The following is a 21,313-nucleotide window of genomic DNA, read 5'->3' as shown; positions in this document are numbered from 1 at the left end:
ATTTATGCAAGTATCTGTAACATTCAAGAACATTGACCCTTCCGACGCACTCAAGGCGTACGCCACCAAAAAGCTGGAACGTATCGACAAACTGCTTGATGCCCCTTCCGAAGCCAACGTCGTTTTTTCCGTTGAAAAGATACGGCATATTACCGAAATAAACGTCACAAGCGGCCGCACCACGGTCCACGCCACGGAAACAAGCGAGCGCATGTATGCAGCCATCGACCTTGCCGTGGATAAAATCAAGCAGCAACTCTCCAAAAACAAGAAAAAGATACAGGCCCGCAAAAGCGGCAACCCCGGGATCCGTCCCACCCTGGCCGAAGAGATAAACGAGGCCCCTGTTGACGTGGATGAGTTTGATGACTTTTCCGATTTCGATATGGATGAGGACCGCCGGCTGGCCTGACCCGCCGTCCGTCCGCAACGTCACGAGGATGAACTCGTAAAATATAGCCCCGCCTGAAAACGCCCCGCACCTCCGTTTCAAGGGGGTGGGGGGCCCTTGAGGAGCAGCCGAAAATGCGTTTCGATTTCGCCGGGTTGATCACACACGGGTTCATCTTGCAACAGGGCGACTCGCTCGTATACACGACAGCCTCCGGGGGCCACCGTCCAATGAAATCCATTTGACAACCCCGGTGATGTCAGCTACAAAACACTCCGTTTAAAAGGTGCCTGCCCGGTGCAGGCGCCTTTTTTCATGGGCAAAAACCGATGCTCGGACGACGAGACGCGACCCGCGCATCAGGTCTTGAAAGATGGGCCATCCACTGATATGAAAGTAGAGGTCCCAAACCTGTCGGCAACCGCCCCACGCACGATCCTGCAAAGGACGGCCTGACACACGGCCTGGCAGACACACCGCCGGACAGGCCAACAGAGACTCTCTGGGTGAATCATTATGAAAATCCTTGATGTACTGCAGCTGGAAACGATCATCCCCGAACTCACGTCACGGGACAAAAAAGGAATCCTGGAAGAACTCGCGGCCCCCATTGCGGACCTCACTGGCCTCAACCACCCGGACCTGGTAAGGGTTCTCCTTGAACGGGAGCAACTCGGAAGCACCGGCATCGGAGACGGCATCGGCATTCCCCACGGAAAGATCGCCGGTCTGGACCGCATGGTGGTGGGATTCGGCATGAGCCGCCAGGGTGTGGACTTCGACTCCCTGGACGGGCGACCGGCCCATATCTTTTTTGTCCTCGTCACTCCCGAGCAGTCCACCGGTCAACACTTAAAGCTCCTGGCCAGGCTCTCCAAAATGCTCAAGAGCGATCTCTTTCGCAAAAAACTGATGACCGCCACATCACGGGACGAGATCCACGCCATTATCCGAAACGAAGACAACGAAAACGGATGACGGCCCGGGCTTTTCCCGGGCACCATCGGATGTCAGCCCTTGAGAGGCAAACTCCTTGACGATTTCAACGAACACCAGCACCCCGAACCGGTCCGTTCCCTAAAGGGCACGCAACCTTCACGCGGCCTTGCCGGCGACGGCTCCGGGCAGCAAAGGGAGTTCTCCCCATGAACATCTTCAACATTTTCATCATCACAGGACAGGCAGGATCCGGTAAAAGCACGGCCCTGGCCGCGTTTGAGGATGCCGGATACTATTGCGTGGACAACCTCCCCGTCACCCTCCTGCCCAAGTTCATGGAAATCCCCATTGCCAAGGAGACCCACTACAGAGGCATTGCCTTTGGCATGGACCTTCGTGAGCGCACCTTTCTCAAGTCATACCGCGGCGTCTTCGATGAGCTGAAGCAGGCAGGCCACAACCTGAAGGTCATCTTCCTGGAGGCCGACGTGGCTACCCTGACACGGCGCTTCTCCCAGACGCGCCGCACCCACCCACTGGCCGTGGGGGACAAAGGGGTGATGGATGCCATCACCCAGGAACGGGAAGAGCTCACAAGCCTGCGCAACGAAGACGCCACCCGGATCATCAACACCTCCAGCCTGACGGTCCACGAGCTGAAAAAGGTTATTTCGGAGCTGGCCGCAGACTCCCACCACAAAACCCCGCTGAAGATCTCCGTGGTCTCCTTCGGGTTCAAGTACGGTGTCCCCCAGGATGCCGACCTCATGGTGGATGTGCGGTTCCTCGAAAACCCCTACTTCGTCCCGGAGCTCAAGCCCCACAGCGGCCTATCCCCGGATGTGCGGGACTTTGTCCTCAACGGCGAGGGGACCCGGACCTTCCTGCTCAAATACACCGATCTTCTGGACTTTCTCATCCCCATGTACCAAAAGGAGGGGAAACACTACCTCACCCTGGGCGTAGGGTGCACCGGCGGACGGCACCGTAGCGTGGCCGTGTCCTCGGAAATCCACAACCACTTGAAGCGTCGTTATTCCGATATCCGCCTCCTGCACCGGGACATCGGCCGGGAGGAATAAACGCCGGCAGGTGTGTGCCCTGCCGCCAAAAAATGATACACTCGTTAGCGTTACAGACCGAACACGCCTCGCACCGAAGCCCATGCTGCGGCACCACACCGCGGGGGCATGCTCCATGCCGCCCGGACCGTGGCGAGGCCACCATACAAGATGCCCCACATGAGGTTTATATATGATTGGCATACTGGTCGTCACCCACGGCAATCTCGGTGAAATTCTCATCGAAACCGCCGAATTCATACAAAAAGAACCCCTTGAGCAGGTCAAACCCGTCTCCATCAACATCACCAAGAGTGTCGATGACCTGCACAATAAGGTGGCCAAGGCCATCAAGGAGGTCAACTCCGGAGACGGGGTTCTCATCCTCACCGATATGTTCGGCGGCACCCCCTCCAACCTCTCCCTCTCCTTTCTGGAGGAGGACCAGGTGGAGGTGATCTCCGGGGTCAACCTGCCCCTGTTGATCTCTGCGGTGGGCCGCCAGAAAAAAGGAGCCCTCACCTCCACGGCCAAGCTCCTGGAAAACACGGGCAAACGCAGCATCTCCCTTGCCAGCAGCATCTTAAACGGCGCCAAGCGCTGATGCATTCCCTTTGACAGGGTAATAAACGATCGCCATCGGGGCGACCGAGATATAAGCAACTGGGGGCCGGGTCATCACAAAGATTCCGGCCCCTTACAACGTTTAAAGACCCGCCCGAACATTGCCTTTGGATGGGCTGCACCCGTTGCAGCCCCGGACATCGGACGCCTCTTTGCAAACGTCACCAACCATTTATCACCATCACATCTCCAACTGGTGCTGACACCCAACGTTGGACGGAGGAAGACCCATGAGCATCAAAATCGGTATCAACGGATTCGGACGTATCGGTCGTATGGTTTTCAGAGCAGCCCTCAACAACCCCGCAATCGACGTGGTTGCCATCAACGACCTCACCGACATCAAAACCATCGCCCACCTTCTGGCCTACGACTCCGTGCACGGGCGCTTTGACGGCGAGGTAAAAGCTGCGGACAACGGCATTGTCGTCAACGGCAAAACCATCCGCGTCACCGCCGAAAAAGACCCCGCCAACCTGCCCTGGAAAGAGCTTGATGTGGCCATCGCCATGGAATGCACCGGCATCTTCCGCGACCGCGAAGGCGCCTCCAAGCACCTGGCAGCCGGCGCCAAAAAAGTGGTCATCTCCGCCCCGGCCAGCGACCCCGACGCCACCATCGTCATGGGCGTCAACGATGCCACCTACGATGCGGCCGCCCACCACATCGTCTCCAACGCCTCCTGCACCACCAACTGCCTGGCCCCCGTGGCCAAGGTGCTCCACGAGACCTTCGGCATCAAAGAGGGCCTCATGACCACCATCCACGCCTACACCGGTGACCAGCGCATCCTGGACGCCCCCCACAAGGACCTGAGGCGCGCCCGTGCCGCCGGTTGCTCCATGGTTCCCACCACCACCGGCGCTGCCAAGGCCGTGGCCCTGGTCCTGCCCGAGCTCAAAGGCAAGCTCAACGGCATGTCAATCCGCGTCCCCACCCCCAACGTCTCCCTGGTGGACCTGGTGGTCAACCTTGAAAAGCCCGCCACCAAAGAAGAAGTCAATGCAGCCCTTCAGAAAGCGGCTGACGGCGAGCTCAAAGGGGTCCTCGATTACTGCGATGCTCCCCTGGTCTCCATCGACTTCAACGGCTGCCCCGCCTCCTCCAGCGTGGATGCCCCCTCCACCGACGTCATCGACGGCATGGTGAAGGTCCTCTCCTGGTACGACAACGAGGCCGGCTACTCTCACCGCATGGTGGACCTGGCAGCCATGATCGCATCCAAACTGTAATCTTCTGCCTCGGACCGGCCCGTTTTCCGGGCCGGTCCCCCACATAAGGAGCCCCTATGGCAACCCGTACCCCTCTCATCGCCGGCAACTGGAAGCTGCACAAGGATTGCACCGAATCCGTTGCCTTTGCAACCGAGCTCAAAGACGCCCTGGGCGCCGACATCGACGTGGACGTGATGGTGGCCCCCACCTTCACCGCCCTCCACCCCGTTTGCCAGGCCCTTGGGAAAAGCCCCATCGCCGTGGCCGCCCAGGACATGTTCTGGGAAACCACAGGCGCCTGGACCGGAGAGATCTCCGCCGAGATGATCCGCTCCTGCGGCTGCACCCACGTCATCATCGGCCACTCCGAGCGCCGTCAGTTCTTCGGCGAGACCGACGAGACCGTCAACAACAAGCTCAAAGCCGCCCTCAAGGCTGGCCTGGTCCCCGTGGTCTGCATCGGCGAAACCGATGAGGAGCGCAAGCAGGGAAAAACCTTTGAGGTCCTTGACACCCAGGTTAAAATGGGATTTAAGGGATTGTCCGCCGAGGAGCTGGCCCCTGTTGTCCTCGCCTACGAGCCCGTCTGGGCCATCGGCACCGGCAACACGGCAACCCCTGATATGGTTCAGGAAGTCCACGCCTTCCTGAGGAAAAGCGTTGCCGACAGCATCCAGAAAGAGCTTGCCAATGCCATGAGAATCCTATATGGTGGCAGCGTCAAATCGGGCAACATTGCTGAACTAATGGCCCTTGAAGATGTGGATGGTGCCCTCGTTGGAGGTGCCAGCCTTGACACCGAATCCTTCAGCGGGATTGTTCGATACAAACGATGATAAACGGATGGCTACACAATGCTTTTTGTTAAAATAGTTCATATTCTGGTCTGCGTCGGCCTGATTCTCATTGTCCTTCTCCAGACCGGAAAAGGCGCCGACATGGGCGCATCTTTCGGTGGTGGAAGCAGCCAGACCCTGTTTGGCCCTTCCGGCGGCGCCACGTTTCTGAGCAAGGCCACAACGGCCATCGCGATCATCTTCATGATCACCTCGCTCTTCCTGGCGTACGACTCAGGCACGAAAAAGACCGGCTCGGTGATCACCGCACCTCCGGCTGCCGAGCAGAGCGCGCCCGCAGCACCTGCGGATACAAAAAGCGAATAGTCGCACGATTTGCCGAAGTGGTGGAATTGGTAGACGCGCACGGTTGAGGGCCGTGTGGGGCAACCCGTGGGAGTTCAAGTCTCCCCTTCGGCACCATATACAAAAACCCCGTCTTGTGAACACAAGGCGGGGTTTTTTGTTGCCCAAAACAGATCCAGCTTTTCAGAAGGGATAGAAAAGCCCGTAAATGCCCCTTTGCGTCCGTGCAATCCTTTGTTTATTTCAAGACACCAACCCCAATGAAGCACCATTACTTTGACCTGACCGCGCCCCCTTGGAAACTCCCCATCAAAATCCCGGGACCACCTCAGGGGAACATCACCTTGAAAACACACCCCAAACAACACTCCTTCCCCACCCACGGTTTCCGACCCTCAAAAAAAGCCAAGAGCCCCGCAAAAAGGGCTTGATCAACCCGAAAACCGATGTTATAACGCTCTCACATTTTGCCGAAGTGGTGGAATTGGTAGACGCGCACGGTTGAGGGCCGTGTGGGGCAACCCGTGGGAGTTCAAGTCTCCCCTTCGGCACCATTTGACTTCAACCCCCTTGCTGGAAACGGCAAGGGGGTTTTTGCGTTTCGCACCATGGAAAACAGCCCACCCAAATAAGGACAACCAAGCCCGTCCAAAGAAGTGAGTCCCTGCCCCTTCCGGCTCACCTTTTTATCAACCCCATGACGCCGTCAGAATCTGCGAGTCTCCCTTGTCCCCACCCTCCGCCCAATAAAGCAAAAAACCCGCCGTACGGACTTATGAGCCCTGTCGGCACCTTAGCATGACCCGCTTAAAAAAAACGCCTTACCCCGTTGAAAAAGACTTGATCAACCCGAAAGCCGGTGTTATAACGCTTTCACATTTTGCCGAAGTGGTGGAATTGGTAGACGCGCACGGTTGAGGGCCGTGTGGGGCAACCCGTGGGAGTTCAAGTCTCCCCTTCGGCACCATTTAAAAGCAAGAGCCGTCGGATTTATATCCGGCGGCTTTTTTGTTTTGGTTCAAAAGTCTCGCCACACGAACAGGCCCCATCCTCCCCTTCCATAGAACACAGGATACGGTTTTAAGAAACCATCATACTCCCGCTCCCCTATGATTGTTGGTCCATCTGGACATGGCGTGAATAGCACTCAAAAGCGCGAGCTATGGATGATAAACGGCGTGGGACACCTGGGTAGGGTGCGCTTGCGCACCGCCGACGAATTTTAACGGCCAATCTCGGTCTTATCAAAGCCTTTGCCATAAATCGACCATTCCCATTATCCACATCATCTGAAGATGTTACCCCTCCCCTCAAAAAAAGAGAGCCGAAACCCGGGAAAAAGGCTTGATCACCCCGAAAGGCGGTGCTATAACGCTCTCACATTTTGCCGAAGTGGTGGAATTGGTAGACGCGCACGGTTGAGGGCCGTGTGGGGCAACCCGTGGGAGTTCAAGTCTCCCCTTCGGCACCATTTAAAAGCAAGAGCCGTCGGATTTATATCCGGCGGCTTTTTTGTTTTGTTCAAACCCTGTGGCTGTGGTAACAAATCATCCGAGACCCATAACCTTCAACCGGGGCACGTTTTGATTTGCCCCTGTGCGTGATTGCCATGACCACACCCCCTCGAATCAACTGCAGGTCCTGTATCCACTTCTTTATCACCTGGGACAACCGCCACCCCTACGGATGCCGCAAAATGGGCTTTAAAGGCCCTATGCTCCCGTCTGTCACCGTGCGGAAGAGCTCGGGGCAGCCCTGCCTCCACTTCCAGGCCAAGGCCTCTAATAAACAAAAATCCTCCAAGACCGACATCATCGCCTGATCGCGCCATCGTTCAATGATGCCTTGACAGCATTCCGCGCCATACCTTAAAGTTAACTTTAACTACCACACCAACAAACGACCCGCTATCAAAGGAATGCTCCCCATGTTCACGATCCAGGTGGTGGACGGCTTCATTGAGACCCTTTATCTTGCCGTGTACGAAGAAAAGGTCCTGCTCATCGACTCCGGCTGCCGAAGCGACGTACCCCGCATCGAACAGGTCATGAAACGTCGCCTGAAACGCCCCATGAGTCAACTCAAACTCGCCGTGGCCTCCCACACCCACCCCGACCACGCAGGGGGCGCACACACCCTCCGCAGCCGCCACAGCGTTCCTGTTGCCGCCCCCGAAGAGATCAACCGCTGGTATGCGGGATTTTCCGGGGGACTCCAGCACAAAATCGACACCCTCCTGGGCTATGTGGTGGCACGGGCCATGAAATACCCCTTTGAGTGGATCTGGTACAAAAAACGCCTCACCTTCGATCACCCCCTCAAAGACGGGGACCGCCTTCCCGGCTTTGAAGACTGGCAGGTCATCGCCACCCCGGGCCACACTGCCCACGACGTGGTCCTCTACCACGCCCACAGCAAAACCCTCTACGCCGCCGACGTCATCCTGAAAGTGGGCAACAGCTTTCGCCCTCCCTTCCCCGTCTCCATGAGACCCGAAATGCACCAGAGTATTGAAAAACTCCGGGACCTGGAGGTCAACCACCTCCTCATGGCCCACGGCGGCGCCATCCAAACCGACGATTTTTCGACAATTCTCGATATCATGCAAAAAGAGATCGACAAAGGCGTGCCCCCGGGCCTCAAACGCCTAAAAAAACTCGAAGGCTTCTCCCCGGTGATGAAACAGTACAACAAAAAAAAGGAATAACCGTGCCTCCGACGACAAGGTGAGCCACCTTGAAAGCGGAATGCCGCAGCGCTTTCCCCCTCGTTCCTCGGGTTAAAGCACTGCGGCATTCTTGGTTAACGTGTACACGTCTTGTCCAGAGCCACGCTCAGAATTATCGGTGCGGAAAACCAAGCAATGGGTGGCGAACGGCACAGGCTCTGGCGGTATCGGACATGGAGGCAGAGCCTCCGAGAAAGCGTTCCCAGGCGGAGCCTGGGAACGAAAGCCCCCTTATACGGTCCCAGTATTCGATACGGGCGAAGCACGTCAGGGAATGTGATGAGCCTTAGAGCCCGAATCTGGAGGCTTTTTTTTGCCTTGCAGACAAAAAAAGGCCGAACACCCATGCGGGCATTCGGCCTTTCTGTTGTTTAGCTTTTTAGGAAAAAACCCGTATCAAAGGGTCAGGGAGCTCTCCTCGCCGAACAGCAGGTCGCAGAGGAGGCGAACCCCGAAGCCTGTGCCCCCGGGGCGGACATAGGGAGAGTCCTTTTGGGTAAAGGCAGGCCCAGCGATGTCGATGTGGGCCCAGCGGGTCTTGCCCACGAACTCCGAAAGGAAGAGAGCCGCGGTGGAGGACCCGCCCCAGCGATGGCCTGCAATGTTGGCGATATCGGCCACATCGCTCTTAAGGTGGGCTTTGTAGTCTTCAGGCATGGGAAGGGGCCAGCAACGCTCATAAACGCGCTCTGAAGAGCGCATCAGAGCCTTGGAGAGCCTCTCATCAGCGGTAAACACACCGGCGATATCCTGGCCAAGGGCCACCATACAGGCACCGGTGAGGGTTGCCAGGTCGATCATGAGGTCGGGCTTGTAGGTCTTGGAGGCCCAGGCCATGGCATCGGCCAGGATCAGCCGTCCTTCGGCGTCGGTGTTGCCAACCTCAATGGTCTTGCCAGAGAAGCTTTTCAGAACGTCACCCACGCGCAGGGCCCTGCCTGAGGGCATATTCTCCACCAGGGGCATGACCCCGATCACGCGCACATCGGGCCGGAGCTGCCCCACGTTGTATAGGGTCCCGGCAACGGCTGCCGCCCCCGCCATGTCGCTCTTCATGCCCTTGAGGCCGTCGGCGGGCTTGAGGTTAAGACCACCGGAGTCGTAGGTGACGCCCTTGCCCACGAGGACAACCGTTTTGGTGGCGCCTTCGGGGTGGTAATCAGCCACCACCATGCGGGCCGGGCTGTCGCTGCCCATGGCAACACCGAGCATGGCCCCAAACTTCATCTGGGCCAGCTCCTTGTGGTCCTTGATCTCTACGGAGACTCCCACCTCTTCCATGGCCTTTTCCACCATGGCCCCAAACTTTTCAGGTACCTTGTCCATGGGGGGCGTGGAGACCCAATCCCGGGCCAGGAGAACCCCGGACACCACGGTCACGGCCTTTTCAGCCACAGGGCGCAGGCGGTTCACCTCGTTGCGGGCGATGAGCACCTCAATGGCCGACAAAGCCTTGACCTTGCGCTCCTTTTTCCCCCGGTAGCGATGGAAAAAGTGGTTGGCCAGAAGCGCCCCCTCGATGACAGCGGTGACCTGGCGCTCCCGATCGATCTTGAGGGTTTCGATGTCCGGCATCACGATGGCCACCTTGGGCTGGCCCAGGTCCAGGGCGCGTCTGGCGCCATTGGCCGCCATGCGGCGCAGGTCGTCTTCCGTCACCTGCTTGGCCTTGCCGAGCCCGAGGAAAATGAGGCGCTCGGCCTTGATGCCCCCGGTGGAGTAACGCACCAGGGCGTCATCCTCCTTGCCTTCGAACTCAGGCAGGGTAAGGGCATCGTCCACCAGGGCCGCCAGCCGGGCCTCGGCGGTAATGGATTTTTTTTCGCACACCGGGACCACAATGTTGGTAAATCGCCGCCGGGACAAATCGGCACTTTTCAATATGATCATAGAGTTCTCCAATCAAAGGTGCGTTTATACAGAAAGAGCGGGAGGAGCATCACTCCGGTCATTTGAATGCGGATTACACCATGTTTGTGTGGACGGAGCGGACCATGCAGAGGTGGCCGGAGCCGCCGTCAAGGACCATGGAGTGGGTCACGATGCCCGAGGCGTCGTTTTCCACACCGGCCAGGAAGGTGCCGCCGGAGATTCCGGTTGCCACAAAGCAGGCCTTCTCGCTGTCCACAAGGTCGGTGGTGGTGAGGAGCTTATCGATGTCGGTGCCGTACTTGATAACGTTGTCCCGTTCTTCCTCGGTTTTGGGATCCAGGCGGCCAAAAATCGCCCCGCCCAGGGCCACCACCGCGCAGGCGGAAATCACGCCTTCGGGGGTGCCGCCGGTGCCCATCATCATGTCCACGCCGGAGTCCGGGGTCACGGCCATGAGGGAGCCGGCCACGTCACCGTCGGTGTGAAGCTGAACCCTGGCCCCCTTGGCACGGATGCGCTGAATCAGCTCCACGTGGCGGGGCTTGTCCAGGACGAAAATCACCAGGTCCCGAACGTCCTTGCCCAGGGCCTTGGCCGTGTTGTCCAGGTTGTCCTCCACAGGGGCATCGATGTCCACCACCTGGGCGGCTTCCTTGGGAACCACGAGCTTTTTCATGTAAAAACTGGGGCCGGGATCGTACATGGAGCCGCGGGGTGCCGCACCAAGGACGGCGATGGCGTTGGGACGCCCCAGGGCCATGAGGTTGGTGCCTTCCACGGGGTCCACGGCGATATCCACGGCAAGGCCGCGACCGTTGCCTACCTCTTCACCGGTGTAGAGCATGGGGGCTTCGTCCTTCTCCCCCTCGCCAATGACCACGCGGCCTGCAAGGTTGATGTTTGAAAACGCCTGGCGCATGGCGGCCACCGCCGCGCCGTCTCCGGCCTTCTTGCGTCCGGTACCAACCCATTTGGCCGCTTCAATGGCTGCGGCCTCCGTTACCTTCATCAAATCAAATGCGATATTCATGCGTTAAATCTCTTGGCTTCACTTCCGGTGCGATACTCCCCGCGCACCCCGGGATAATCCGGACTCCGGACCGTATTGTGGTCATCGCAGAACGCAGTCGCCGGACGCAGGCCCTGCCCGCATCCGTCCGCATCCTACATGGTTGAATCAAAAAGGATAATCTATACCACACCCACCCGTGGTCAAGCCACCATATTCATCAGATGTGCGAGGGTCATGGCCCCGAAAAGGGACACCGCTGCCGACCAGACCATCAGACGGCAGGCGCTCTCCACGGTGGCGGGCACGTAGGGGTTCTCTTTGTACTCTTCGCAGATGTAGGCCTTGTCCACCACCTTGCCGAAATAGACGGAAGGTCCACCCATGGTCACCTCCAGGGCTTCGGCAAAGGAGGCTTCCGGATACCCGGCGTTGGGGCTCAAATGGTTGCGACCGTCCCTGAAGGCAGCGCGCAGAATCTCTTTCCAGCGCCGGGCAATGCCGTAGTTGGCCGCGGCCACGCAAAAGACGGAGAGCCGGGCCGGGATAAAGTTGACCACATCGTCCAGCCGGGCCGAGGCCTTGCCGAAGGCGATGTATTTCTCGTTTCGGTACCCCACCATGGAATCCAGGGTGTTGACCATCTTGTAGGTCATGGCCAGGGGTGCACCGCCCAGGGCCGCAAAGAAGAGGGGGGAGATCACCCCGTCCACCAGGTTCTCGGCCACGGTCTCCACCGCTGCTTTCAGCACGCCCCGCTCATCGAGCTGCGAGGTGTCCCGTCCCACGATCATTCCCACTTTGGCACGGGCCGCTTCGAGCCCGCCCATGCGCAGGGCGTCGGACACGGCCAGGGCCGCTTTTTTCAGGGATCGCGTTGAGATGGCAAACCAGATCATCAGGATATCCACCACCCGGGCAAGGTCCGCGTGCACATAGGACGCAACGGCCATCACCGCCGTGGCAACGGCCCACACAACAGCCACCATGCAAAGGGTAAACAGCCCGCCGGAGACCACCGTGGGGACCTTCAGGCGCCTGAAAAAGGCCTCGGATTTGCTGATGAGGTTCCCCATCCAGCAGATGGGGTGTGGGATAAACGCGGGATCCCCCACAAGGAGATCCAAAAGAAAGGCTGCAGGCAGGATGTACCACTCGGAGATGGGAAACATGAATCGTCCTTTTTGATGTTGCTGTCCTTAAATGAAACAGGAAGAACGGCCATTGGCCGCCCCCCCTCACTGAATTAGTGAAAGCCCTCTGTAATGTCAAGAAAGGAGAGAAGATACCTCCTCGATTTCGGTCTTGAAGTCGACGAAAAAAAAGGCGATGATATATCTTTTTTATTTTGTAACAACACTGACCCCCGCAATTTGGGAGCATACACGTATGGAACACTTAAAAGCCTTTGGTGACCTGGTCCTCGATGTCTGGCAAAACGGTCTTTTCGGCATCGATATCGGCCGTATTCTGGTGGCAACACTCATCTTTCTGGCCTTCCTCCTTTTCCGAAAAACCATCTCCAAGGCCATCTTGAGACGATTAAAACGGCTGACGGCCAAGACCAGCTCCGAGCTGGACGACAAGATCCTCACGGCCCTGGAGCCCCCCCTGAACCTGCTGCCCGTAGTCCTTGGCCTCTTTTTCGCCAGGCAATACCTGGGCTTTGAAGGCGCTGCCGCCATTCTCTTAGACAAGCTCATCCGCTCCCTGGTGGCCTTCACCATCTTCTGGAGCGTCTTCAACATCATCCTGCCCATCTCGCACCTGTTCAAAAAGCTGGAGTCCATCTTCGACCGGTCCCTTCTGGACTGGTTCTTCAACGCCACACGGGCTGCCCTGGCCCTCATCGGGGGTGCCACCATCCTGGAGATCTGGGGCATCCGGGTCGGCCCCATCATCGCCGGTCTCGGACTCTTCGGTGTGGCCGTGGCCCTGGGGGCCCAGGACCTCTTCAAGAACCTCATCTCAGGGATCCTGATCCTTGCCGAGCGCCGCTTCAAAATCGGAGACTGGATACAGGTCAACGGCGTGGTGGAGGGCACCGTGGAACAGATCGGCTTCCGGTCCACCCGAATCCGCAGGTTCGACAAGGCACCGGTCTTTGTCCCCAACACCCTGCTCTCGGACAACACCGTCACCAACTTCACCTCCATGACCTTCCGCCGCATCTCCTGGCTCGTGGGCCTGGAGTACCGCACCACGGTAAGCCAGCTCAAGGCCATCCGGCAGCGCATTGAGGCCTGGATCACCGAACACGAAGGATTTGTCAACCCGCCGTCGGCGCCCCTATTCGTGCGCATCGACAACTTCTCGGACTCGTCCATCGATCTGAAAATCTATTGTTTTACCCGCACAACGGTCTGGGGAGAGTGGCTGGAGAGAAAAGAGGAGCTCATCTGCGCCATCAAAGAGATCGTGGAAGAGGAAGGATCCGGGTTTGCCTTCCCGAGCCAGTCCCTCTACGTGGAGACCATGCCGTGGGAAGAACGCCCCGCTGTGGCCCAGGGCAATGGCCCCGAGCAGATGCTGGTTCAGGCAAGTACGGGCAGCGATTGATAGTTCGCACGTGTTCTGGTGCACAGAGTGCACCCTACGGGCTGAGGGCTTATCCATGGCTTAGAAAAACCTGCACGGTGTTTCGATGCGGGCAGATCTAAGTGCACCGCCCGTTCAATCAACAAACCATCATGGCATTCAAGGTGCCCCGGACAACCGGGGCACCTTTTTTTATGTTTTACACGCCAGCTTACTTCAGATGCTTTTTCAGCAGCCCGAGGAGCCTGTCGTTGGTCTTTTTGTCTTTGAGGGAGAACCGGACGAACTCGCCTTCGATGCCGATGAAGTTGGTGCAGTCCCGGATCAGGACCGCCTCTTCGGCCAGGGCGGCCCAGAGCCCCTCTGCGGTGTTCTCGCCGGTGAGCTCGCAGATGACAAAATAGGTCTCTGCGCCGAAGGGAATGATCCCGTCCATGGCATCAAGGGCGGCCACAAACCGATCTTTCTCGCCTTTAACGTAGGCGCGGGTCTCTTCCAGAAAGGTGTCAATGGCCTCTCCGCCGGAGAGGATAAAATCCACGGCAGCCTGGGCCATGGCGTTGACGCACCAGGGAAGCACGTACTTGGAGAACTCGGCGATGATGGCCTCAGGGGCCATGAGAAAGCCCACGCGCAGGCCTGGGATGCGGAACACCTTGCTCATGGAGTTCAGGGTCACCACGTTGGCCAGGCCGTACCGGGCCACGCTCTGGCCGTAGGCGTCGCAGGCAAAGGGCAGGTAAGATTCGTCGATGACAAACCGGATATCGGGCCGGGACTCTGCCATGGCCTTGATGGCCGCAGGCGTAGCCATGGTGCCGGTGGGGTTGTTGGGGTTGCAGAGAAACACCGTGTCGTAGCCGTCTGCGGCTTCGGCAATGTCCATGGTGTCCATGGCAAACCTGTCCTCCTTGCGGGTGAGAAGAAAATCCGCCTCCGCCCCGTACATCTCGCAGGCATCCCGGTAGTCCGCGTAGGTGGGCCCCACGATAAGGGCCCGCTTGGTCCCAAGGGCCCTGGGGATGGCATAGATGAATTCGGTGGTGCCGTTACCGGCCAGGATGGACGAAGACGAAATACCGTACTTTTCCGCAAGCAGCTCCTTGATATGCCCTGCATCCACCTCCGGCAGGCTGACAATGGTGGAGAGCTTGGACGCCAGATGCTCCATGAGTCCTTCAGGCGGCCCCAGAGGGTTCAGGTTGCTGCTCATGTCGGTAATATCAGAAGGGGTCACCCCCAGATCCTTCGCCAGCTTGTAGATGTTGCCTCCATGACCGATTATCATAACCCGAACTCCTTATTTTTCATGGATTTTCATTCTTTTCTAAATATACACCGAATAAAATCAAAAAGCCAAAAGCGATGCCTCCGGCGGCCAGGGATTTCCGCTATACCCCAGATTGCGAATGCGCCTTAATCGTCGTATGTGGAGCGCCGCACTCCTGTGCGGCACGGGTAACGACGGATAAAAAAGCCGCACCGGAGTGCGGCGCTCCATAATGACACGGATGTCCCCGGCAACACCGGTTGGCGGACGCCCCCCCGAAGCGAATGACCTCAAAAGACACGGATAACGATATCCTCAGTCATTTGCTTTCGTTCCCAGGCTCCGCCTGGGAATGATAGACGGAGGCTCTGCCTCCACGATTGAACTCGCTTCACGCTGAAAATTATATGCAATGTGCCGCTATGATTCACACCAACATGGCGGAGCCTGAAAGCCATAATAGTCCCCTATGCCCCACTGGGTTTGGTAATGAATGAAATGGGCCTCTCCCGCAAAAATGGTTGCCCCATGTCAAACATCACGCGAATGCCCCGAAACCGTTTGCATGATGCCTGACTCCATGCATTCGCCACAGGATTTCCAGGTGCCCCCACCTGGCCGCCGGAGGCATGCTTTTAAAGCGCTGCTGCGGCGGCTACGAAGAGAAACCCCTCGGAGATCTCTGTCATGGCGCCCAGCATATCGCCGGTGATGCCCCCCATCTTTTTCCTGTACCAGGCAAGGAGCACGGCGGTGATGGCTGCATAGACCAGAAGCACCATCACGCCCCGGCCGCCGGTGCACAGAGTCAGCAGCACAGGGATGACCAGGAACCGGAGGCGCGTTGCCAGGGGCACGTCCCCGAAGAGGTCGTGGGCGGTGCCCTCTTTGCGGCCGTAGGGCAAGAGGCCGATACCGAAAATCTGGCTGCCCCGGGCAAGGGCGGGGATGGCAATGAGCAGCAGGGCCCGGCTCCAGCCGGGTGCGCTCATGGAGGCGAGGCCCGCCCACTTCATGGAGAGGATGGCGATCATGGCCAGAACGCCCATGGCGCCGCTGCGGCTATCCTTCATGATCTCCAGGACCCGCTCTTTGGGGCGATGGCTGAAGAGGCCGTCGGCTGTGTCCCCCAGACCGTCCAGATGAAACCCGCCGGTGAGGACCATGAGCAGGACTGTGTCCAGAATCCCCACCACCATGGGGGGCCAGATATGGGAAAGAATGGCGTCCGTAAAGGCGAGGATACCGCCCAGGATAAGCCCCACCACGGGAAACATGGCCACCTGCCCCACGGGACGGAACACATTGCCCGTGCCCACGGGAAGAATGGTGGAAAACTGCAGGGCCGACTTCAGATCCAGCATGTATTCCTTGATCTTCATGCTCACCCCTTCACCGTCATGGGAATTCCGGAGACCGTAAAGACCACCTTGTGGGCCCGTGCGGCAAGGCGCTGGTTGGCGGCGCCCTGGATATCCCGGAACTGGCGAGACAGGGTGTTGTCCGGGACAATGCCCATGCCCACCTCGTTGGAGACGGTCACCACGGGCACCTTGGAGGCTGCGGCGGCTTCTGCAAACTCGTCCACAAACCCCAAGATCTCCTCTTCGCTCTGCTCGGCCATAAAGAGGTTGGTCACCCAGAGGGTGATGCAGTCCACGAGGATCACCTCGGCCCTGTCCTGCTCCTCTTCAATGACCCTTACGATGTCGTAGGGTTCTTCGATGGTGTACCAGGAGTCGTCCCTTTGGGCCTGGTGATCGGTGACCCGTCTCTCCATCTCGGTATCCATGGGCTGAAGGGTGGCCACGTAAAGTCGGTTGTCCGACGCAAGGGACTCAGCTAATTTCTGGGCGTGGGAGCTCTTTCCACTCCGGCAGCCCCCGGTGACAAAGGTAAAGGAGCCCATTCAGGCCTCTCCTTTCGCCATGGTATCAATGGCATCCATGGCCAGGTGGGTTCGTGTGTGTTCGGCAAGCCTTCCGTAAGCTTCCTGGCGGGCGTCGAGGCCCCCTGCGGTATCGGAGGGGCACACCTCGATGCCGATCCCCGCAAGCCAGGAGTCCACGATGGCAGGTGTGTCGAAGATGCCGTGCATGTAGGTCCCCAGTACCGTCCCGGACGGGGCCATGCAGCCGTCGTGGTCCCCTGCGGGCTCGCTGTTGCGCTCCAGCACCTCCACCAGGGGGTCTCCGCCGTGACGGGAGGTGGTGCCCATGTGGATCTCGTAGCCGCTGCCTTCGATGCCTTTATAAGTAAACCGGCTCAGGGTTGTGGTCTTGGGCGCTTTCATCACCGTGGCAACGGGCAGGAGGCCCAAGCCCTCTTCGGTTCCTGCCGTGCCTTCCACGCCCTGGGGATCTTCGATCTTCTCCCCCAGGATCTGGTAACCGCCGCAGATGCCTGCCACGTGCCCCCCGTTACCGGAAAACGCCTTGATGCGGGCGTCCCAGCCCGTCTCCTTGAGCCAGGCCAGGTCCTTACGGGTATTTTTGGAGCCGGGGATGATGACAAAAGCAAATTCAGAGAGGTCGCAGGGGCGATCCAGGTAGCAGAGCTCAATCTCATCCCGCTGCATCAGGGGCTCAAAATCGGTAAAATTGGAGATAAAGGGAAGGCGGATCACCGCCCCTGCGGGCTTGGTTCCCGAAAGCGACGAGCGCCCCTTGGGCTGCTCAATAACCACAGAGTCCTCGGAGCCGATGTGAAAATCGGTGTACCAGGGCAGCACCCCAAGAACAGGTTTCCCACTTTTGGCCTCAATCCAGTCGCAGCCGTCCTGAAACAGGGAGATATCGCCCCGGAACCGGTTGATGACCACCCCTTTCACCCGGTCGGCGTAGTGATCAGGCAGGCAGGCCAGGGTTCCCACCACCTGCCCGAAGACCCCGCCCCGGTGGATATCGGCCACGAGGATGACGTCGGCATCGGCGTAGTCGGCCATGCGAAAGTTCACGATGTCCCCGTCCATGAGGTTCACCTCGGCACAGGAACCGGCCCCTTCCATGATCACCAGGTCGTTCTCTTCCCGAAGACGATCCAGGGCCTCGGCAGCAACATTGAAGTACCGCTCCTTTTTCTTGTGGTAGGCGGCGGCGGACTCGTCCCCGTCCACCTTGCCCATGAGCACCACCTGGGAGCCGGTCTCCCCGGTGGGCTTCAGCAGCACCGGGTTCATCAGCACCGAGGGCACCACGCCCGCGGCTTCGGCCTGGATGATCTGGGCACGCCCCATCTCCAGCCCCTCGGGGGTCACCCCGGAGTTGTTGGACATGTTCTGGGCCTTGTAGGGCACCACCTTGAGCCCCTGCTCGGCAAAATGCCGGCAGAGCCCGGTGGTCACCACACTCTTGCCCACGTCTGAGCCCGTGCCGAACACGGCAATGCAGCGGGCCAACTTCTTCTGATCGTCAGCTTTTTTCATTCAAAAAATGCCTCCGGCGGCAAGGTGAGCCACCTTGAAAGCTGGTTTCCGCTGCGCTTTAACCCTCGTTCCTCGGGTTAAATCACAGCGGCATTCATGTAGGACTTGTCTGTTCATGTTTTGTTTAAGCCCTACCCCGGATATTTCATAAATACAAAATGTCATTCACCGCCCACACCGTAAACCACGGGCGCAGCCCGTCAGCACATGTGACGTACCTGAGGAACCCGCCTGCGCCGCTGCTATTTTTCAATGCCAACACGGGCTTTGACGCCCTGGTCGGCAAAATAGTGCTTTACGGGCTCGATCTGAGACACCAGGTCGGCCCGGGCCATGACCTCGTCGTGGGCGTAGCGCCCGGTAATGATGAGCTCGGTGCCGTGGGGCTTCATCTCCATGAGGCCCAGCATCTCCTCCAAGGTGATGAGGCCATACTTGACGGCGAGGTTGCCCTCTTCGATGACCACCACGTCATGGGACCCGGTGGAAAGGGCCTCTTTCACAAGGTTGTACCCCTCGCGGGCCCGGGCCTTCTCCTTGTCTGAGGGTTTGCCCTTGACCCAGCCCCCGGCGCCGAACTGGCGCACGGTGATCAGGTCGTCAAACCGCTCCAGGGCCTTGATCTCGGAGTAATCTCCCTGCTTCATGAACTGGGCGATGAGCACCTTGAACCCGGCCCCGGCCGCCCGGACGCTCAAGCCGATGGCTGCCGTGGTCTTGCCCTTGCCTTTGCCTGTGTAGACCTGAATGTACCCTTTTTCCATGGTTCGCCTCATGGGTTCCTGTCGGTTAAGCTGTAACGATTCAGCTCATCAAAAGCTGCCTCCGGCGGCAAGGTGTGCCACCTTGAAAGCAGGTTGCGGATGCGCTTTGCCCCTCGTTCCTCGGGTCAAATCGCATCCGCCTTTAAAATGATATTCATTCTACCGTTTTCTTATGACCTGTTTATCAAACTTTTCAAAAGTTTGGCCCCCGGCAGGGCCGCCGGAGGCATAAGCTGAATCGTAACATTAAGATTTCAGATCATACTTCTTTCCGTAGCCCCGGGGGGTAAACATAAAATCAAGGTACCCTTCGGAGGCACTGTTGCCGATGAACACGGTGGTGAGCATGTCCACATCGGCTTCATGCAGGTCTTTCAAGGGCACGATGGTTACCTCCTGGGCGTCGCGCATGGCACTCTTGACGATGCCCACGGGGGTATCCCCGCTGCGGTGCTTCAGAGCGATCTCCTGAGCCTTGTTGAGCTGCCAGTTACGCTTCTTGCTCTTGGGATTGAAGATCACCATAACAAAGTCGGCCTCGGCCACGGCGTTGAGGCGCTTTTCAATGAGCTCCCAGGGGGTGAGGAGATCGCTTAAGCTGACGCAGGCAAAATCGTGGGTCAGGGGCGCGCCCAACAGAGACCCGCCTGAAGAGAGGGCAGGAATGCCGGGCACCACTTCCACGGTGAGGCCGCCCTCTTCCGGGGTGCCGCAGCCGGGGCGACGGGCAGAGACCCCTTTTTCCTTGATGATCTCAAGGGCCAGACCTGCCATGGCGTAGATACCGGGGTCCCCGCTGGAGACCAGGGCCACTTTCTTGCCGGTAAGGGCCGTCTCCACGGCGGCCTTGACGCGGTCCACCTCTTTTTTCATGGTGGTGGCGATCACCTCTTTGCCGTCCATGAACTCTTTGATGAGGTCCACGTAGACGGTATATCCGGCGATGACGTCCGCGCCTTTGATCACGTCCACGCAGCGCATGGACATGTGGTCCACGCTGCCGGGGCCGATGCCTATAATGTAGAGGACGCCATTGCCAGCGCCGCCGTTACATTTTTCCCCTTCACCTTGGGCACCACAAGGGATCCCATCCTTGCACTCTGAATCGCTGCTGCTTCGCATACACTCACCGTTCCTACGTGTTTTAAAGCGGCCGCCGAAGGGGTCACCACCCCTTCGGTACCGCTGAGTTGGTCCTTGGTATAAAACGAGAGGGACACCCCTAAGCGCTCGGCGGCCTTAAGGATCCCCTCTTCATCGGCTTTTACGTCAATGGAGGCCATGACCTTCAGGCACAAAGGGGAAATCCCCCCCGCCTGAAACGCTTTTTCAACGCCCTCCAGGATCTCTTCCACATCGGTGCCCCGGTTGCACCCCACCCCAACGGTGAGTCGCCTGGGCCGGATCACCAGGGCCCCCCCTTTTGCCGGGTCCGACGAGCAGTCCACCACCACATCGGCTTCAGCCCGTTCTCCGGTCGGGACATAGAGATCCGCCATGTCGGCATAGATCCCCATGGGGTCCCAGAGCAGGGGTTTTCTCTTTTCCAACAGGGCCATGTTCACGGCCTTGATGGCAGTAGGGTTCTCCACCACCAGCCCCCGTTCGGACACCACGCCGTCCACCGAGGCAATGCCGTGGGTGTCGGTGGCCGTGGTAATCACCGGCACTGCGCCCACAGCCGCCGCAGCCTCCTGCGCCAGACGGTTCGCCCCGCCGATGTGACCGGACACCAGGCTCACGGCAAAGCGCCCCGCCTCGTCCATGACCACCACCGCCGGGTCCTGGGCCTTGCTCTTCAAAAGGGGCGCGATCATCCGCACCACGATGCCCGTTGCCATGACAAACACATGGCCTCCAGCCCCGTGGAACCCGGCTGCGATCCCCTCCCCTAAGGACGGCACGGTGCGTGCCGAGGGAAACCCGGATGCCCAGGGCTTGTCCGGCAGGCACAGCTCGCCGTCCAGAGCGGTACACAGCCTCTGGCCCAGATGCGCTCCTTTTTCCGTAACAGCCCAGATTTTTAGCGTTCGATCGCTCATTTCCGCCTTCTTATGGTAACAATCAGTTTCAAAAGCATGCCTCCGGCGGCGAGGTGAGCCACCTCGAAAGCTAATTGCCCTTGCGATTTGTCCCTCGTTCCTCGGGCCAAATCGCAAGGGCCTTCGGCTCGGGCTTCGCCCGACATCAACGATCAGGGTGCATTCGAACCGGCCTGCAAGCGTCGAAGTAGCTGGATACGTTACCGTAACTTGTAGATAATCGATTTTTCCGCCATGCCTTCAGCGACCAGAGGTCTTTACCTCACTCCCAGGCGGAGCCCGGAAACAAAGTCAT

Annotated in this window: 20 protein-coding genes and 4 tRNA genes; 14 read left to right on the top strand and 10 right to left on the bottom strand. The window is 58.8% G+C overall.

Features of this window, described 5'->3' with window-relative positions; all coding sequences use genetic code 11:
• Positions 1–4: 4 nt before the first annotated feature.
• The 13 genes from hpf (at position 5) to ACOYW0_RS18390 (ending at position 8,078) form a co-directional block, all read left to right on the top strand.
• Positions 5–412, top strand: a complete 408-nt coding sequence (gene hpf, locus ACOYW0_RS18450; protein ID WP_180146747.1) for a ribosome hibernation-promoting factor, HPF/YfiA family — start codon at positions 5–7, stop codon at positions 410–412.
• Between the two features lie 495 nt (positions 413–907).
• Complete coding sequence (locus ACOYW0_RS18445; protein ID WP_482415263.1) at positions 908–1,369, top strand: PTS sugar transporter subunit IIA; 462 nt, start codon at positions 908–910, stop codon at positions 1,367–1,369.
• Between the two features lie 167 nt (positions 1,370–1,536).
• Positions 1,537–2,412 (top strand): RNase adapter RapZ, encoded by an 876-nt coding sequence (gene rapZ / locus ACOYW0_RS18440; protein ID WP_180146740.1) that lies wholly within the window; start codon positions 1,537–1,539, stop codon positions 2,410–2,412.
• A gap of 172 nt (positions 2,413–2,584) precedes the next feature.
• Entirely contained in the window at positions 2,585–2,995 is a 411-nt protein-coding gene (locus ACOYW0_RS18435; RefSeq protein WP_482415262.1) for a PTS sugar transporter subunit IIA, read from the top strand.
• A 250-nt stretch (positions 2,996–3,245) separates the two neighbouring features.
• Complete coding sequence (gene gap, locus ACOYW0_RS18430; protein WP_482415261.1) at positions 3,246–4,247, top strand: type I glyceraldehyde-3-phosphate dehydrogenase; 1,002 nt, start codon at positions 3,246–3,248, stop codon at positions 4,245–4,247.
• A 56-nt stretch (positions 4,248–4,303) separates the two neighbouring features.
• Positions 4,304–5,065: a triose-phosphate isomerase gene (tpiA, locus tag ACOYW0_RS18425; protein WP_482415260.1), complete on the top strand. Its 762-nt coding sequence runs from the start codon at positions 4,304–4,306 to the stop codon at positions 5,063–5,065.
• A gap of 18 nt (positions 5,066–5,083) precedes the next feature.
• Entirely contained in the window at positions 5,084–5,392 is a 309-nt protein-coding gene (gene secG / locus ACOYW0_RS18420) for a preprotein translocase subunit SecG (protein ID WP_180146729.1), read from the top strand.
• Between the two features lie 11 nt (positions 5,393–5,403).
• A tRNA-Leu gene (locus ACOYW0_RS18415) sits at positions 5,404–5,488 on the top strand.
• A gap of 352 nt (positions 5,489–5,840) precedes the next feature.
• Positions 5,841–5,925 (top strand) — tRNA-Leu (locus tag ACOYW0_RS18410).
• Positions 5,926–6,253: 328 nt separating this feature from the next.
• Positions 6,254–6,338: transfer RNA gene (locus tag ACOYW0_RS18405), tRNA-Leu, on the top strand.
• A gap of 419 nt (positions 6,339–6,757) precedes the next feature.
• Positions 6,758–6,842, top strand: a tRNA-Leu gene (locus ACOYW0_RS18400).
• A gap of 138 nt (positions 6,843–6,980) precedes the next feature.
• Entirely contained in the window at positions 6,981–7,193 is a 213-nt protein-coding gene (locus tag ACOYW0_RS18395; RefSeq protein ID WP_482415259.1) for a uracil-DNA glycosylase, read from the top strand.
• Positions 7,194–7,298: 105 nt separating this feature from the next.
• Complete coding sequence (locus tag ACOYW0_RS18390) at positions 7,299–8,078, top strand: MBL fold metallo-hydrolase (RefSeq protein WP_482415258.1); 780 nt, start codon at positions 7,299–7,301, stop codon at positions 8,076–8,078.
• A 417-nt stretch (positions 8,079–8,495) separates the two neighbouring features.
• Here the strand turns inward: ACOYW0_RS18390 and ACOYW0_RS18385 are convergent, their stop codons facing one another.
• The 3 genes from ACOYW0_RS18385 to cbiB all read right to left on the bottom strand — a co-directional run bounded on the left by ACOYW0_RS18385 (position 8,496) and on the right by cbiB (position 12,152).
• On the bottom strand, positions 8,496–9,989 hold the full coding sequence (locus tag ACOYW0_RS18385) for a leucyl aminopeptidase (protein ID WP_482415257.1): 1,494 nt from the start codon (positions 9,987–9,989) through the stop codon (positions 8,496–8,498).
• Between the two features lie 73 nt (positions 9,990–10,062).
• Positions 10,063–11,001, bottom strand: a complete 939-nt coding sequence (glpX, locus tag ACOYW0_RS18380) for a class II fructose-bisphosphatase (protein ID WP_482415256.1) — start codon at positions 10,999–11,001, stop codon at positions 10,063–10,065.
• Between the two features lie 182 nt (positions 11,002–11,183).
• Positions 11,184–12,152, bottom strand: a complete 969-nt coding sequence (cbiB, locus tag ACOYW0_RS18375) for an adenosylcobinamide-phosphate synthase CbiB (protein WP_482415255.1) — start codon at positions 12,150–12,152, stop codon at positions 11,184–11,186.
• Positions 12,153–12,369: 217 nt separating this feature from the next.
• Here cbiB and ACOYW0_RS18370 point away from each other — a divergent pair, with 217 nt between their 5' ends.
• A complete protein-coding gene (locus ACOYW0_RS18370; RefSeq protein WP_482415254.1) occupies positions 12,370–13,539 on the top strand; it encodes a mechanosensitive ion channel family protein in 1,170 nt (389 codons plus the stop codon).
• A gap of 190 nt (positions 13,540–13,729) precedes the next feature.
• Here ACOYW0_RS18370 and ACOYW0_RS18365 read toward each other — a convergent pair whose 3' ends face one another.
• The 7 genes from ACOYW0_RS18365 to ACOYW0_RS18335 all read right to left on the bottom strand — a co-directional run bounded on the left by ACOYW0_RS18365 (position 13,730) and on the right by ACOYW0_RS18335 (position 21,018).
• Positions 13,730–14,806, bottom strand: a complete 1,077-nt coding sequence (locus tag ACOYW0_RS18365; RefSeq protein ID WP_482415253.1) for a threonine-phosphate decarboxylase — start codon at positions 14,804–14,806, stop codon at positions 13,730–13,732.
• Between the two features lie 617 nt (positions 14,807–15,423).
• Positions 15,424–16,170, bottom strand: coding sequence for an adenosylcobinamide-GDP ribazoletransferase (gene cobS, locus ACOYW0_RS18360; RefSeq protein WP_482415252.1), 747 nt, complete (start codon positions 16,168–16,170; stop codon positions 15,424–15,426).
• Between the two features lie 2 nt (positions 16,171–16,172).
• Positions 16,173–16,697 (bottom strand): bifunctional adenosylcobinamide kinase/adenosylcobinamide-phosphate guanylyltransferase, encoded by a 525-nt coding sequence (gene cobU, locus ACOYW0_RS18355; protein ID WP_482415251.1) that lies wholly within the window; start codon positions 16,695–16,697, stop codon positions 16,173–16,175.
• Positions 16,698–18,212: a cobyric acid synthase gene (locus tag ACOYW0_RS18350; RefSeq protein WP_482415250.1), complete on the bottom strand. Its 1,515-nt coding sequence runs from the start codon at positions 18,210–18,212 to the stop codon at positions 16,698–16,700.
• Between the two features lie 242 nt (positions 18,213–18,454).
• Entirely contained in the window at positions 18,455–18,976 is a 522-nt protein-coding gene (locus ACOYW0_RS18345) for a cob(I)yrinic acid a,c-diamide adenosyltransferase (protein WP_180146701.1), read from the bottom strand.
• Positions 18,977–19,222: 246 nt separating this feature from the next.
• On the bottom strand, positions 19,223–19,963 hold the full coding sequence (gene cobJ, locus ACOYW0_RS18340) for a precorrin-3B C(17)-methyltransferase (protein ID WP_482415249.1): 741 nt from the start codon (positions 19,961–19,963) through the stop codon (positions 19,223–19,225).
• A gap of 26 nt (positions 19,964–19,989) precedes the next feature.
• Positions 19,990–21,018, bottom strand: coding sequence for a cobalt-precorrin 5A hydrolase (locus ACOYW0_RS18335; RefSeq protein ID WP_482415248.1), 1,029 nt, complete (start codon positions 21,016–21,018; stop codon positions 19,990–19,992).
• Between the last annotated feature and the right edge of the window lie 295 nt (positions 21,019–21,313).

The sequence above is a fragment of the Desulfoluna sp. HI9BLuna genome (assembly GCF_056829775.1).
This window is presented reverse-complemented; position numbering and strand designations above follow the sequence as displayed.